The 15,327-nt window shown below is 37.8% G+C and carries 12 protein-coding genes; 2 read left to right on the forward strand and 10 right to left on the reverse strand.

Going from position 1 to position 15,327, the window contains the following annotated elements; translation table 11 throughout:
- Positions 1 to 117: 117 nt before the first annotated feature.
- The 7 genes from F3D3_RS00305 to F3D3_RS00335 form a co-directional block, all read right to left on the reverse strand.
- Complete coding sequence (locus F3D3_RS00305; protein ID WP_069870082.1) at positions 118 to 1,443, reverse strand: S41 family peptidase; 1,326 nt, start codon at positions 1,441 to 1,443, stop codon at positions 118 to 120.
- A 277-nt stretch (positions 1,444 to 1,720) separates the two neighbouring features.
- The gene (locus F3D3_RS00310; RefSeq protein WP_069870084.1) at positions 1,721 to 2,041 is read right to left on the reverse strand and encodes a hypothetical protein; all 321 of its coding nucleotides are present in this window, start codon (positions 2,039 to 2,041) and stop codon (positions 1,721 to 1,723) included.
- 515 nt (positions 2,042 to 2,556) lie between these two features.
- Positions 2,557 to 3,483 carry a DMT family transporter gene (locus F3D3_RS00315; protein WP_069870086.1) on the reverse strand — a complete coding sequence of 309 codons (927 nt, stop codon included), beginning with the start codon at positions 3,481 to 3,483 and terminating at the stop codon, positions 2,557 to 2,559.
- Positions 3,467 to 3,661 (reverse strand): FeoB-associated Cys-rich membrane protein, encoded by a 195-nt coding sequence (locus F3D3_RS00320; RefSeq protein WP_069870088.1) that lies wholly within the window; start codon positions 3,659 to 3,661, stop codon positions 3,467 to 3,469. Before F3D3_RS00320 ends, F3D3_RS00315 begins: the two co-directional genes overlap by 17 nt.
- A 30-nt stretch (positions 3,662 to 3,691) precedes the next feature.
- A complete protein-coding gene (gene feoB / locus F3D3_RS00325; RefSeq protein WP_069870090.1) occupies positions 3,692 to 5,548 on the reverse strand; it encodes a ferrous iron transport protein B in 1,857 nt (618 codons plus the stop codon).
- Positions 5,548 to 5,775: a FeoA family protein gene (locus F3D3_RS00330; RefSeq protein ID WP_069870092.1), complete on the reverse strand. Its 228-nt coding sequence runs from the start codon at positions 5,773 to 5,775 to the stop codon at positions 5,548 to 5,550. Before F3D3_RS00330 ends, feoB begins: the two co-directional genes overlap by 1 nt.
- Positions 5,776 to 5,869: 94 nt before the next feature.
- A complete protein-coding gene (locus tag F3D3_RS00335) occupies positions 5,870 to 7,099 on the reverse strand; it encodes an aminoacetone oxidase family FAD-binding enzyme (RefSeq protein ID WP_069870094.1) in 1,230 nt (409 codons plus the stop codon).
- Between the two features lie 62 nt (positions 7,100 to 7,161).
- Between F3D3_RS00335 and F3D3_RS00340 the strand changes: the two genes are divergently transcribed.
- Complete coding sequence (locus tag F3D3_RS00340; protein ID WP_084388725.1) at positions 7,162 to 8,316, forward strand: BREX system ATP-binding domain-containing protein; 1,155 nt, start codon at positions 7,162 to 7,164, stop codon at positions 8,314 to 8,316.
- Positions 8,317 to 8,375: 59 nt separating this feature from the next.
- Here the strand turns inward: F3D3_RS00340 and F3D3_RS00345 are convergent, their stop codons facing one another.
- Positions 8,376 to 10,532: an ATP-binding protein gene (locus tag F3D3_RS00345; RefSeq protein ID WP_069870098.1), complete on the reverse strand. Its 2,157-nt coding sequence runs from the start codon at positions 10,530 to 10,532 to the stop codon at positions 8,376 to 8,378.
- 199 nt (positions 10,533 to 10,731) lie between these two features.
- Here F3D3_RS00345 and F3D3_RS00350 point away from each other — a divergent pair, with 199 nt between their 5' ends.
- Complete coding sequence (locus tag F3D3_RS00350) at positions 10,732 to 12,546, forward strand: heme NO-binding domain-containing protein (protein WP_069870100.1); 1,815 nt, start codon at positions 10,732 to 10,734, stop codon at positions 12,544 to 12,546.
- Positions 12,547 to 12,605: 59 nt separating this feature from the next.
- On the opposite strand, the gene F3D3_RS00355 is transcribed toward F3D3_RS00350, so the two are convergent.
- Complete coding sequence (locus tag F3D3_RS00355; RefSeq protein WP_175438251.1) at positions 12,606 to 13,946, reverse strand: MATE family efflux transporter; 1,341 nt, start codon at positions 13,944 to 13,946, stop codon at positions 12,606 to 12,608.
- Positions 13,947 to 14,124: 178 nt separating this feature from the next.
- Entirely contained in the window at positions 14,125 to 15,321 is a 1,197-nt protein-coding gene (locus tag F3D3_RS00360) for a phosphopentomutase (RefSeq protein ID WP_069870102.1), read from the reverse strand.
- Positions 15,322 to 15,327 lie beyond the last annotated feature (6 nt).

The following is a 15,327-nucleotide window of genomic DNA, read 5'->3' on the forward strand; positions in this document are numbered from 1 at the left end:
CTTATAGGATTCCTACTATATTTTTCATTATTTTTTCCTATAAGGTTTATCGGCAAAAAAAGGGATTCTCATCAGTTCAAAATGGAGATTATATGAGCACAACACCATAAATGATTTTTAATTTTCATTCTCTTTAATCAATAACATTACTTTTTCCATATCACGATCGCGTTGATTGATGTAATCCCATATGTCATAATGCGTTTGATCATCTGGATATAAGGCATCTTCCTCATTTTTACTGGTATCAACTCTTTGAGCGAACTTAGTCGCTATATTATATTCTAATTGTGTGTTAGGGAGGACAAAGGCTTTAACTTCTCCGCTAGCAGTTGGCTTTCCTCCTGAGGGCTGACCTATTACTATGCCAATATGCCGATCTGAAATTAATGTTGCAAAATTCACTGCTCCTGAAAACGAGGCGTGATCTATCAAGACGTATACGTTGCCATCAAATACGGGCATTTGATCTTTAGAATCACTGAGATAGTCGAGGAAAGCATATGCAACCTGATTATCGCCCCCACCATTACCCCTTAAATCAACAACTATATTGTCTATTTTAGCTTGGTTTATGCTGTCAAACATTTTTTTGAGAAATAACGCATATTGCTCATCGTATAGGCATTCAATTAAAACAAAATGTGCTGTATTTGTATTTTTGTCAATGCTAAAACTATAACTATTTGCTCTCCCTGTCACCGTTTCATACGCATCATATTTAGGATATAAAACTTTAAATCTTTGCGCATCTGTAAATTGATCGTAAATATAATCCTCTTGAGATAACCTAATTGTTTTTATGCCCTTGTCATCTTTGACTTTTACTTCAATGCCCCCTTTGGAGGTCAATTCTGCACCTAGTTCTTGTAATTTTTCAAGTTCAATATAACGCCTTTCAAAACACTCATAGGTCCAATAAGTATTTTCAGCTGAAAATTGGGCCTTATAGGCATTGAAGATCGTTTGCATTGAAACACCGCCGATCTCTAAAATTTCTTTCCCATCATTTGCTTTTTTAGGACTTGTAAGTATATAGAACTTATCGTCTATTATTTTTATAACATAGGGGATTTCAGGTCCATGAGCCATATAGAAATGATACGTATGCCCATCATTAAGTTGAGACAACATTTGAGCAACGATAACACTGAACTTATACAACGGCATTGGTTTTGAGATCGTCTCTTTTGCTTCTTCAATGGCTTGCCTAATATATTCGGGCATCCTTCCAAGAGCCATTGGATAAGTATATTTTATACTTTCTTCTAATTGAATCAAATCCGCATTCATTTCTTCTGTGGTGAGCATTCTCTCAAAAGCAATTGCTTCCGGTGTGGCCTTAAAAACAAAAGAAGAACTCTTGTTGTCAAATCCTCTAAAAAATAGTGGTATTAACAAAACTAATACGAATAAAAAAATTACAATTCTACGCCAGTTCATTATTTTTGGCCTCCTCAATACGAGTATCTAGAATATTAAAGATCTATTTTTTTGTGTTCTACAATGCTTTTTCAAACATTTGATTAAGCGCATTTTCAAATTCCAGCTTGTACAGATATTTATCAGTTTGAGCATGAGATTATTGATGTATTTGTGGAGCAAGTTGCAGATGCGATGAATTTATTCAGTTAGACAGTGTGAACATATATTGAAACAGCATATTCAAAGATCTCAACAGATTAATACTCTATTGAGATCTTTTTTTATTACTATTTAGTTATTTAAAAGGATCTATTCCTCGATATCTTTGATAAGTAATAAAACATATCCAAATACAAACTGCCACTACCATTGCAATTAAAATATTGGCTCCCATATCTCGGTTTCCAGTTTTGTGACAGAATAGAAAAAGTGCTATACATGGAAAAACGATCAAATCAAGTACAAATGCCTTCATTTTCTTTGGCCTAAAAATCACACTAGGAGCATAGAGAAAAGGCGCCAGAAAGATACTGTTGATATTTAAATATCTAAAGATTGGGTACAAGATTACACCGATTACTAATATAACTCTAAGAATAATTAATTTTTTGTCCATAATGACCTCCAATATTTTGATTAAAACTTTTCCGAGGACTTGCCTTTCGGCTTTCCCTCAACGTAAACATAGAAAAACTGGACAGAATATTTTTTACTAAATGGTGACCTAACATATTATATATTTTCTTTCTATCACTACTAGAGTGCAAAGTTCTTTTTGTCTTTTGCACTTCAAGAGTATACCTTTATACCTCATTATTGTCAATATTTCCAAAAGAGTAAACAGCTTTTCTTCTTAGTTGCTTTGTTTATCAGCGATCTTATCAAGTGTAACAACACCTGTCAATTCAACCATCTGATCAAACGGAGAGATTTTTGCTTTCCGAAACCCCAATAAGCCCCGTTTGGTTAATCATATGTAATACCCGTTTTGTTGTTGTTTAATAAACAGCCCGTAAGGCTTTCACTTCTTTAAGTATATTTCGTCATATACAACAGAGAAGATATAAAAAAAAGCCCACACCCTGTGCAGACTTTATCTTTTCAATATATTACATTCTTCACTATTTGAATTCATCCCTCTAATTCCGTTTGAACAACTTGCTGCTCTTTCCTTCTCTGAACATGTTGTCCATGCAGTGTGGTTATGGTAACGGAGGCAAGTACAAGTGCACCACCGATAAATTGTCTCACTGAAATCACTGTTCCGAGGTAGAAATAACTGAAAATAATCGTAACAATCGGCAAAAAATTAATAAAGATCGAGGATTCTGTAACCCCCAGTAAATCCATCGCTTTGGCGTAACAATAAAACCCCAAAACTGAGGCAATAATACTTAAAAAAATCAAATGCGCAATCACTTCAAATCCAATCGCATGCCATCTATTCGACTCAAAAAATACCAACGGTATAAAAAATGGAATGCTGTATAGAAACTGATAGAAGATAATCGTCAGATAAGAATACTTTTCAAACAAAGGCTTAGAGGCAAGTGAATAGATCACCCACGCGAAAACCGCACCAACCATCATCAAGTAACCGATGCTTTCTTGCATCTTAAAGAATTCACTAAACTTAATATCCACAATAAAGACTACCCCAAAGACCGACAACAACACCGCAAACAAATCCAGTCCTTCAATTTTTCGTTTATAAATAAGCGCTTCAAATATCAAGGTAAATACAGGGATGGCAGCGATAATCAGTGCTGCCGGTGATGCTGAAATATATTTAATGCCCGTATTTTCAAAAAAGAAATAGAGACCTATGCCCACACCACCTGCAAGCAAAAAAAGAAATCGATCTTCAGATTTAATTTTAAGGGGCTGTTTAGTCACCTTCATCGCCACATACAAAAGTGCTGTAGCAATCACAAATCTAATCGCACCTATTGTCATAGGGCCTAGAACTGCTAATAAAAATTCGGTACTTACAAAAGAAATGCCCCACGCAACCACGGGGACTAAAATGCTGAGTAAACCTTTAGTTTTTCTTGTCATTAGCGTCACCTTCTCCGAGGTCAATTATATCACGAACATCGTGACAGTGACAATCCTCAGATTTAACCGAACAGCTCATACACTTCCCTGCTTTTATCTGCTTTACAGATTTGCGAATAATCTTAAATGCATAGAGCGCAATTAAAAGGCCAATGACTATGGTAATAAACGTTCCCATGACAACCTCCTGTCATAACTCAACACTGTGTTAAAAGAGCAACAAGCCCACTCTGTAAAATGCAAAAGCGACGACCCAAGCCACTACGAATTGGTAAACCACCGAAAATCCCGTCCACTTCCAAGAATTCGTCTCTCTTTTGATAACCCCTACCACAGCGATACAAGGCGTGTAAAGTAAGACGAAGACCATGAAAACATAAGCCGTAAGCGGTTCAAAAGTACTTGATAATGCGGTCAAAAAAGTAGCAGAGCCATCTGTTACGCCTAGAACAATCGCCATGTTGGAAATAATCATCTCCTTAGCAAGCATCCCAGTGAGTAACGATAGTGAAATTTGCCAAGAATCAAATCCAAGTGGCGCCATAATAGGAGCCATAGCCTTACCAATACTCGCACCAAAACTTTCATGAATAGGAACCATGCCTGTCATATTAAAATTAAGTGTGAACCAAAGGATCACTGACGCCGCAAAAATAATAGTCCCTGCTTTTACCAAATACCCTTTTACACGTTCCCAAACATGAATAAGGAGCGATTTAAAGTTTGGAAGCCTATATACAGGCAGCTCCATAATGAAATGGGATTCATTTTCCCTGAATATGGTTTTCCTAAAAATAACCGCGACCAACAGTGCGACCACAATGCCAAGTACATACAGCGAAAAAGTCACCAATGTCTCATAGCCTTTGAAGAACACAGAGGCAAAGAGCACATACACAGGAAATCTAGCGCCACAGGATACAAAAGGATTGATCAAAATACTCAAGAGTCGATCTTTTTCATTTTCAATAGTCCTTGTAGCCATAATCGCAGGCACGTTACATCCAAAGCCTAAAATCATAGGCACAAAAGTCCTACCGTTTAGACCGAATTTGGACATCCACTTGTCCATAATATAGGCCACTCTAGCCATATAGCCGCTATCTTCTAAAAGCGAGATGAAGAAAAATAAAATCGCGATGTTGGGCACAAAGGTCAAAACGCCACCTACACCACCGATAATACCGTCCACCACAAGTCTATTCATCCACTCCGCCACGCCGACACTGGATAATAAAGCATCGATCGCAGGCCCTAAACGATCTGAAAAAAACACATCAATTGAATCTAAAAAAATGCCACCCACTTTGAATGTCATATAAAAAACAAAAGCCATAATGGCTAAAAATACTGGAAATCCAATATATTCATTTAAAATCCAATTATCAAGTTTAGCCGTTTGGGTATCATAAACCACTGGTTCTTTCATCATGACGTCTTTTAAAAGTGCATCTATATACGCATAGCGCTTCGCTGAGACCAAGCCTTCAGCATAATGCCCTGCTTCAATCTCTTTTAAAAGGGGACTGCCATCTGAATATTTTACGGGCTTGGATTGAGCCATCACGATTGCTTGATCCAATAGAGCATCGATGTTGAGCTTATTTTGAGCAGAAATTAAAACAACCGGGAAACCCAATTGTTTACTCATTTTTTCAATATTAATTTGAATATCTTTTTTTTCGAGTTCATCCATCATATTAATCGCAAGTACCATCGGGGTACTCAGCGCCATTAATTGAGTGGTCAAATACAAGTTTCTTTCTAACAAAGTGCCATCAACTACATTGATGATCACATCTGGTTTTTCATCTAATATATATTTTCTAGCGACAATTTCTTCTATACTAAAGGGTTCCAAGCTGTAAATACCCGGCAAATCAACCAAGTTGCATTCATGCCCTTTATATTTCTTTTTGCCCTCTTTTTTTTCAACCGTCACACCTGGCCAGTTTCCCACATAGTGGTTCCCACCCGTTAGCGTATTGAATAAAGTGGTTTTTCCTGAATTCGGATTACCTGCTATTGCCACATTGATAGGCTTCATGACATCACGATCCTTCATTATACACTCGCAGGTGTAACATCTAACATGGCAGCAATTTGATCAGAAATTGCAAGTCTTGTGCCTCTTATTTCAACCACCATCGGACCATTTCTCGTCTTTAAAACAGGCATAAAACGCACGCCATCTGTCAAGCCCATATCTCTTAACTTGCGCTTTAATTTATCACTACCATTTATTGTATTTAATACAACGTGCTTACCAATCACCGCATTTGTTAAAGCCATAATATTCTCCTTTAAGCTGATAATGAATCTCATTCACACCTTAATTGTAGCACGAGTGATAATTACTGTCAATGTAAGTGTGCAAAAAAACACGCTATAAACATCTCTTTTCAATGGCCTGAACCGCAGCAACTGCACTTGAAAACGCCCATTGTAAATTATAACCGCCTGTGTCCCCGTCCACGTTAAGCACTTCACCTACAAAGTAGAGACCCTCAACGATTTTAGAAGCCATCGTCTTTGAATCTATCTCAGTAGTATCCACACCACCAACTGTGACCATCGCTTGTTTAAAGCCCTGTAGTGCATCTACTTTTACTTCAAACTGCGTCAGCCATTTGATGAGCGCTTTTCGATTCGGCTTTGAAAGAGTCCCCATTTTCTCTTGACCTGTCAATCCAAGTGCTTTGAGTAACTCAGATTTAAACCGATCCAAGAGTTTAATTTGATTGAGCCAAAATGCCAATGGTCGATCTCCTGCTGTCTCTAAAAATAATTTTTCAGCTGCATCAGAGGACATCCCAATCAAATTGAGATAGAGCAGATCATCCTTTTCAAGATAACGGCTCTTGTTCAAAACAACTGGGCCACTTATGCCAAAATGGGTAAATAACAAATCGCCTTTATAAACGGCTCTTTGAGTGTACATGCCATCACGCGCCTTTAACATGTTGTGTACGAGCTCAACTTCTTTGAGCGCAATACCTGACCACTCAAGCGCACTGATCTTGCCAGACACTACCCCTGTCAAACCTGGCCTCGGTTCAACCACAGTATGCCCAAGTTTACGCGCAAAAGCATAGCCGTCACCTTCGGTCCCAAGTGCGGGGTATGATCTCCCTCCCGTTGCAATCATAACATTTAACGCTTCATAAAGCTGACCCTCCGTTACGATTTTAAAAGTGCCCTCACTTTTATAAAGATCCAGCACAGGTGTCTTTTGAAGCATTTTTTTATGCCCCTTGCAGTCAATATCCTCTTTAAGTGCTTTGACAACCGCTTTGGCATCCAATGAAACTGGAAAAATCTTTCCATCTTCTCTTTCAAAGCACTCAATGCCAAGACTTTCAAAATAAGCGACGGTTTGCTTGTTGTCAAAACTTAAAAGTGCGGGCTTTACAAATTTTTTTTGATCACCATACATGGCTAAAAAATGGCTCATATAACCGCTATGCGTGAGATTACATTGTCCCCCACCGGATACCATTACCTTTAAGCCCGGTCTATCCTTTTTCTCTAGAAGCAAAATATTTATGTTTTCAGCTTTTGAAGCGGCAAACAAACCGGCTGCTCCAGCACCGATTATGATCAAATCATAAACCATTGATAAAATCTCCTCACTCTTTTTTAGATAATGCTTTTCTAATGCCCTTGTAACACGATATAATGGTAGCATTGGAGGTGTTGATTCTGAATATCCAAGCAACCGAAGCTTCTAAAATGATAAATGCTCTAAGAAACGGCGTAGCGCCCATAGGTTTAACAGACCATTTAATTTTCGGCAGAGAAAAAGAACTGAATGAATTTAAGCGTTGTTTTTCTGCTCTTAAAGAGGGCGAGAGCATTGTCAAAATCATTACGGGTGAATACGGCGTCGGCAAATCACACCTTGTTAATGCCGTTAAGAATTTAGCGCTAAAGGATGATTACCTCATTGCCTCATTCCAAGTCAATGATGGCTTTAGATTAAATAAAATTGACGATCTTTACTATGCCATTATGCACAATCTGTACATGAAAGGGACACAATTTGAAAAAACTTCATTTAGTGAAATTTTTGATCTGTGGATTGAAAATCTTCAAACAGCACCCTTTCCAGATCGAAAGAGAGTGGAAATAAACTTGGTCTGCCAAGAGCTCTCAAAGTACAATACAAACTTCGCACGCGCATTTTTGATGTTCATGCGCGGCCGAATTCAGCGCAACCAAGAAATGCAAAATATAACCACCGCTTGGCTCACAGGTGAAAAGAATATTCCCTATGAACTCAAACACAAATACGATTTGGTCGGCTATGTCGATAAGACAAATACCCTTGATTTTTTAAAAGCATTTTCAAAATTAATAAATCTCTTAGGTTATAAGGGTTTAATCATCTTTATTGATGAACTCGATCAGGTCATCTCCGAAAGAAGCGACCTCAGAACACTTGCTTATAATAATTTAAAGCATCTTATTGATTTAACAACTTCTGGTGAAATGACACACAGCATGTTTGTCTTTTCGGGAACGCCTAATTTATTAACCGATTCTGAAAAGGGCTTTATGTCCCTTGAATCGCTTGCTCAGCGTCTCAATCTTCCACTTGACCACACCCTAGAGGATCCAAGACAAACCCTTATCCATCTTGAAAAATTACCAGAAAGTGCACTCTTACTACTGACACATAAAATACTTGAACTCTATAAAATTCAAGAAGAGCCCATAAAAGAACTCCCCACTCCACACCAAGTGATTGAACAGACTGATGCCTTCAATCTAAAAACAACGCGTCATTTTGTAACAAAGAGCATACAATATCTAGACACCTTTTTAAAATAGAGAGCCCATGACCTCTCTATTTTTTTGCCTTCGCTTTAAACGGTTAAAAGTTAAAAACATCACTCTGGTATCCTGATTATGATTCTAGTGAACTGATTCAACTTTGATTCTATTTTGAGACTGCCCTCTTGCAGGCTAACTTCTTTTTTCACTTGGGTCAATCCCATGCCCAAGTGGGTTTCAACATCTGTTGTAATATTATTGTACTCAATGCCTCGTCCATCATCTTCAACCGTTATTTCGATAAAAGCACCTAAACTTTCAAATTTCACTTTTACAGTGCCATATTCACTTTTATTCTTTCTAAAGCGATCCCCTGGCTTTTCAATCCCATGAATAATGGCATTGTCCATCAGATAGACTACACTTTTAAGAATCTCTTTACAATTTGCATGATTTAAAACAGATTCATAACCTTCTACGACAATTGGATTCACTTTTTTACCTAATTTCCTAGCCAAATCCGAAATATACTGATCGTACTTTTTAATACGTTTTTGATTCTGTTCATGTTTCATCTTAAGCACTAATGCTGTCGCCTTTTCATGTCCTGGCAGGCCCAATAACATTTTTTCAAGCTCAATAAAATCGGATTCTTCAACTAAAATGAAGTGTTCTTGCTTCATAACATCTGCATTTAGAACCCCTTCAAGCAGTTCTAAATCACTTGATAAAATTTCATCCAAATCAAATGTTTCTTTCTCATCCAATACGCTTTGAAATTCAGTTTGGTCTACTAAAACCGCCACGAGATACTTGGGATCTTTGGTAATCTTGTATTTTAGGCTCAAAACACGCCCGTTTATGCTCACTTTACTTGACAGCAAATCTAGATAAAGTCGTTTGTCACTTTCAGTTTCCGCCTCAAAATACCGCCCTAAAATCGTTTCTGCATACAATTTATTTTCAAAATCATCTTGGTAGATCACATCAGTCATTTTTCTATGCTTGATATCGACATCAAAAAAAGCTTGCAGCGCCTCATTGTAGACATGATCTATATACAAATCCGATGTAAGCACCATCATGCCCTCTTCTACGGCATTTACCATCTCTTTGAATTGTATTTCGGTTTTATCCGATCCATAGGCTTCTTTTAAAGGCACTATATTATCCGATTTAGAGGTCTGTTCGCTACTACCAGTTCTGGAAAAGCTTCTATAAATCAATATAACAAGAATCGGAAGCATCCCCAAACTTGAAGTCATAATACCACTCAAATTCAAATAAGCCATTCCTAAAAAATATGCAAATATAAGATTCACTTTCCACTGGATCTTATACCGATTGCATATTAACGCAGAAGCTAAGATCAGAGCCAAATGGCCGTACCCAATAAAAGGCATATAATGAATCGGGACTATTGTCACGCCTGCTGCAAATAAGATCAAATATATTTTACCAAATGCTTTTGCAAATGACATAAATCGATCATTGCCTTTATATCCATAAGTTGCAAACAAAGTCGAAATATATGCAAGTAAAAAGATTTGAATACGCATATATTCAAAATGAGAGAAAGCAACCGTTTTCTCAATTTCAGATATTGTAAAATTAAGAATAAAAGCTAGAACCAACAATTCAAATAATATGCCTTTTACTTTAACTTGACCTGACACCCTTTGCCAAATCAGAAACATAAAAAAAACAAGTGCGAATGCCAATACAAGGCTATCCAATAGCCAAACTAAATATTGATTTCTTTCATAAGCCGTGAGCGCACCTAGATAAAGTTTTGATGCACTGGAAATCCGATTTGAATCTTGTTCAAAATATATAATAATTGTGATTTTCGAACTGTTAGGAATAAAGAGATAACCGTCTTTAACGCTTTGATGTTTTGAGATAGAGAGTGATTTTTCATAATGCATTTCATTAATATACAAGTCAAAACTTTCATCAAAAAACGCATTGTTAATTACCAGTGGTTTTCCCACAAAGGACTCTGGTATTGTAAAAGTCTTATAAAGCGTCCCTCTAACTTTACTTTTCGGATTACTTTCACCGAATTGATCCAATGAAAAATTGCTTTTCCCTGTGGTTGAATCGAAAGCATCTGGTTTAATCCAAAACGCATCCACGTAAGTCCATCCGTCAGACAAACTTATAATTTGATTTTCCCCAAATTCGAGTTTTTCAATCGTCGTATCACCAAAAGAAATCCATAGATTTAAAAAGATGAATACGAATAAAACGACCCCAACACTTTTTTTCATAATTTTTTTCCATTCTCTTTTTTATTTATTCTAACATAGTTTAACAATATTTTCGTCAAATTTGTGATAACAATTGCCTATTTCACTAAGGGTTTGGTATAATTGAACTGGTTACAATTACAAATCGTTTTAACAAAATATTTTTGGGGTATATATGCTTTGTTTTACCAGTCTATTCAATTATGAGAGAGGTGTTTTTATGAAAGGAACCGTAGTCAATATTTGGCTCAATACGATTTCATCTATGTTTGGAGAAAACCATAGAAATGAAATTATGAAAAAGGAAGGCTGGAATCCATCGAGAATGATTACGCCTTTAGAGGAAATTGAGGATGCCAAAGTATTTTCGCTTATGAAGGCTTTTGCCACGAGCAAGGGCATGAAAACAGAGGATATGTGGCGCAAACTCGGGCAAAACAACATCGAATCATTTTACAAATGGTTTCCCTCGTACTTTGATAAAAGCTCCGCTAAAAGCTTTATGATGCTCATGGATAAAGTGCATACTCAATTGACAAAGATGATTCCTGGTGCTAAGCCACCGAGATTAATGCCTGAAGAAATTGATGATAAAAACGTCATCATCACCTATAAATCCAAACGTGGACTTGTGGATTATCTCATGGGGCTTATTGAAGGCGCTGGTAAGCACTTTAACGAAAAAATAGAAGCCAAAATACTGGATAAATCCGTGGGTTCAGATGGTGTGCATACCGTTAGAGTTCACATAACCTTTGAAAAAGGGACAAAGACGGTTCGGCATTATGGCCTTTCCAAATTATTTTCGCTTGGATTTATAAAGAGCGCGCCTTTTAAAATTGCTTTGATGCCAACACTTTTGTCATTGGGATTGGTGCTTGGTCTAGATGGATTGTCTAATATCCCTCTTTTGATTGCAACCCCTCTTTCAGTGCTCATTTCAGGTGTTCTTATAGGCAGTGTCATTCTTAAACCTTCTATGGATATTTCCGAAGAACTTGAAAAAGTTGGTGATCTCAATTTGAGAGATGATCTAGTCGTTCGAACAAATGACTACCATGAAGCCATTTTCAGTGCGCTCTCCACTACAAAAGACAAACTCCGTGAAGAATTCACTTATTTTAAAGGTGGCATGGATGATGTCTATTCCTTTACAGATAAATTTGCACAAGTTGCAAAAAACATGGGGGAAGTATCCGATCTTATCTCTAGAGCTGTACAAGAAGTTGCAGAAGGCGCAATTCATCAAGCTACTGAAACCGAAAGTTCTGTCAGCATCTTAGCCGATAATATTGATATTTTAAATGAAATCAGCGCTAAAGAACTTGAAGGTAAGGAAAGTTTAGAATCTGCTGTGAAACAAATTGAAATTTCAGTGAATGACCTTGAAAAAGTATCTGAAAATCTCAATCAAGTTAAAAACAACTTTGCAGGTGTCAATGTCCAAGGCACTGAAATCAGCAAAAAAATCAAAGATATTATTGAAATTGTAAGCACGGTTGAAAGCATTGCGGAGCAAACAAACCTCTTGGCGCTCAATGCCTCTATCGAAGCTGCACGTGCTGGAGAAATGGGCAGAGGCTTCAGCGTTGTCGCCGAAGAAATCAGGAAACTTGCGGAAGATTCTAAAAATGCAGTCAACACCATAAACAGTAGTTTGCATGAATTTACAACGGGTGTTAACAACATGGTGAAGCAAGTCAACGATCAATTTATTGAACTGGAAAACGGCACTCAAACCATGGCTACTGTTGCTTCGGATAGTAAAGTGGCTTCAACCAGAATTCATACCGTATCCAGTTCTATTGCAGAAATTTCATCTAAGCTTTCACTGGAGACTGCTAAAATCAATAAAGTTTTTGAAAACATGCATACTTTAGCGGCTATTGCCGAAGAGAATTCAGCGACTTCACAAGAGATGAGTGCCAATGTCACAAACTTCTCTACTGAAATTGTAAGCTTATCTGAGAATATAGATGAACTTGAAAAAGTCGTCTTATTCCTTAAAGACGAACTCAAACGCTACAAGCTCTAGACTAAAGCACTCTAACAAAGGCCTCTGCAAAAGTCATATTTGATTTTCGCGGAGGCCCTTTATACATGTTTTGGATTGTTGTAAATATCTATTTTATAATAGAAGAAACTGCTCAAAATAAGTCTAATCGCCATATCCAGACCAATGGCTAGAAATACCATATTGACTGAAAAGTCAAAAACATATGCTGATAATAATGCCATGGGTACCCTTACACCATATAAGCCTATTGCAGCTGTATACATTGGAATTTTAGTGTAGCCTGCGCCTCTAAGTGCACCGCCCATAACACCCGCTAGGTTCTGAGGAATCTGCGCAAATCCGCATATAATCATGTAAATGATCGCAATCTGAATTAAGTTAGCATCAGAAGTCATCACCCCCAACAACGCACTTGGCAATAAGATTAAGATCCCCCCACCTAAAATTGAAATCAGTAATACACCCCATGTAATCTCTCTAAAGTAATTTCTAGCAGAGTCCATATCCTCTGCACCGATAAACCTTCCAACATAGGCTGTTGCTGCAATTCCAAATCCTGCGGCTGGCATATAGGCGATACTTTCCGCCTGTAATCCCAGCTGATAGGCTGCATAGACGTCGTCTCCATAGGTCAAAATAGCTCTTATGAGTAAAATAGAGCTCATTTGCCAAAAAAGAGATTCTAAAGCACTTGGAATTCCAGTTCTGTAGACACTTTTAAGAATATCTTTTGAAAACTTGAATATATTTTTATAATTTAAACCGTATAGAATGCCCGACTTTTTAAGTGCTAATACAATGCCTAAAACCGCTGCCCAAAATTGACCCAATACCATGGCATAAGCAGCGCCTTTTAACCCCAGCCTTGGCATGCCCAGCAAGCCATTCACTAATATAATGCCAAAGACGAGATTGAGCACATTCATAACACCGCTTATAATCAATGGCGTTATCGCATCGCCCTTTCCCTGCATAGCACCTGAAATGACAATGACAAGACCTAAAAATGGCAAGCCACAAGCCACAATTTTGAGAATTTCACTCCCCACTTTTAAGAGTGCATCTTTGGCGCCAAATATTTGAAGCCAAGATTCTGGAAAAGCCCACATGGATATGCTAAAGGCGATTGAGACGATAAAAATAGACACCAGTGTCTGTCTAGAAGCTTCTCGAATCCTCACATGGTCTTTGCGCCCTAAAGCCTGTGCGATAACCACTTGTGCGCCTATAGCAATTCCTTTATAGATCGCCCAGACGATCCCACGAACTCTTGTACTCAACCCCATTGCACCAATGGCGATGAATCCTAAATTTCCAATCAACGCCATAGAAACAAGTCCCACCAACATCTCTAAGATATTCGCCATCATAATGGGTAAGATCATCTTGGCAATGTCAACTCTTATCGATTTTCTCATTTTTTTATTTTCTACAATTTCCACGGATATACCCTCACATTTAATTCGCCTCACTAAATAGTAACGCTTTTTCATGCAAACATAAAGCAAAAAATAAAAAATGCTCTGCATTATGTCTAAAATTTAATACATCATGCAAAGCATTTTATAGCTCTCGGGTTTTATAATCTCATTCATTTCATTCTATAAAACTCACACCGTTTTTGCAGGCATCCACTTCTAAAAAATCAGCAATGGAAGCCGCCATATCGGAAAGTGTTTTTCGGTCTCCTAAATTTCGAGCACTACGTCCTTTTTGGTAAGCGAGTAAAAAAGTATTTTCTCTTGTGTGTTGACTGTGTAAGGCACAAGGATCGTTGCCGTGATCTGCACTTATTATGAGTAAATCCTCACAGGTCATTTTCTCTATAATCTTTCCAATGCCTTCATCTACTTGCTCTATCAGATTGGCGTACAAATTCACATCTTGAGCATGTCCAGCCAAATCGGTTTCTTGTACAGTTGCTGCGATTAAACCTGATGAAGTGGTCTCCAAAGCCTCTAAAATACTTGTCAATACCAAAGAAGTCTCAATTGCCACAATCCGCTTTGCCCTTTCACCAATAATCACATCTTGCATTTTACCGATTAAAACGACCTCTTTTCCTGCACGAATGGCAGCACTTTGAACTTGTTCTTCCGGATTGAGCCCCAACCCCAGATGTCTTACTTGGTAACCCTGATGGTAAACACCTGATTTTGGTGAATTAACACCAATCAACCCATCTGCTCTGCGCTCAACACAGGACAATATCCACTCCACTGAAATACCTTCTCCACCCAGCGCAATCACGCGATTTACTTTCGTGAGTTCACGTACGATTTTGCCGATCGCCTGAATTTTTTCAAATGAAATCACATCAATTGCACCTGTCACATTATAAATCTGACCATAATCCGTTTCAATATTGTCCGCCACAATGACAGCATCCTCTACTAAAAGAAATGGCATCGTTTGATCTGGAATGACCACTTTATACCCTGAATCCTCTAATCCCTGTTTAACCGCCTCAATGACACCTACAAAGGGCATTTTTTTTGCGGGCAGAGGTTTCGTTCCCATAATTTCTTGGTGACCTAAATAACTATCTGCCCCTTCATGAAGCAATGCACAGCGTCCGTAGCTTGCAATAGGGTGCGTTTCAATGATAGCGTCATGTGAAAGCACAGAGCCTATGCCCATTTTCTTTAAATTTGGTATTTTAAGATTCGGCCTATAATCCAGAATATGGCCAAATGTATTGGCACCTAAATCCTGAGGTCTCACATCTGCCACATCTGCCATGGCTCCTATGCCTAAACTATCTATAATTAATAAGATCGCACGTTTCTTCATTTTGCA

Source organism: Fusibacter sp. 3D3 (genome assembly GCF_001748365.1).
Taxonomy (GTDB): Bacteria; Bacillota; Clostridia; order Peptostreptococcales; family Acidaminobacteraceae; genus Fusibacter_A.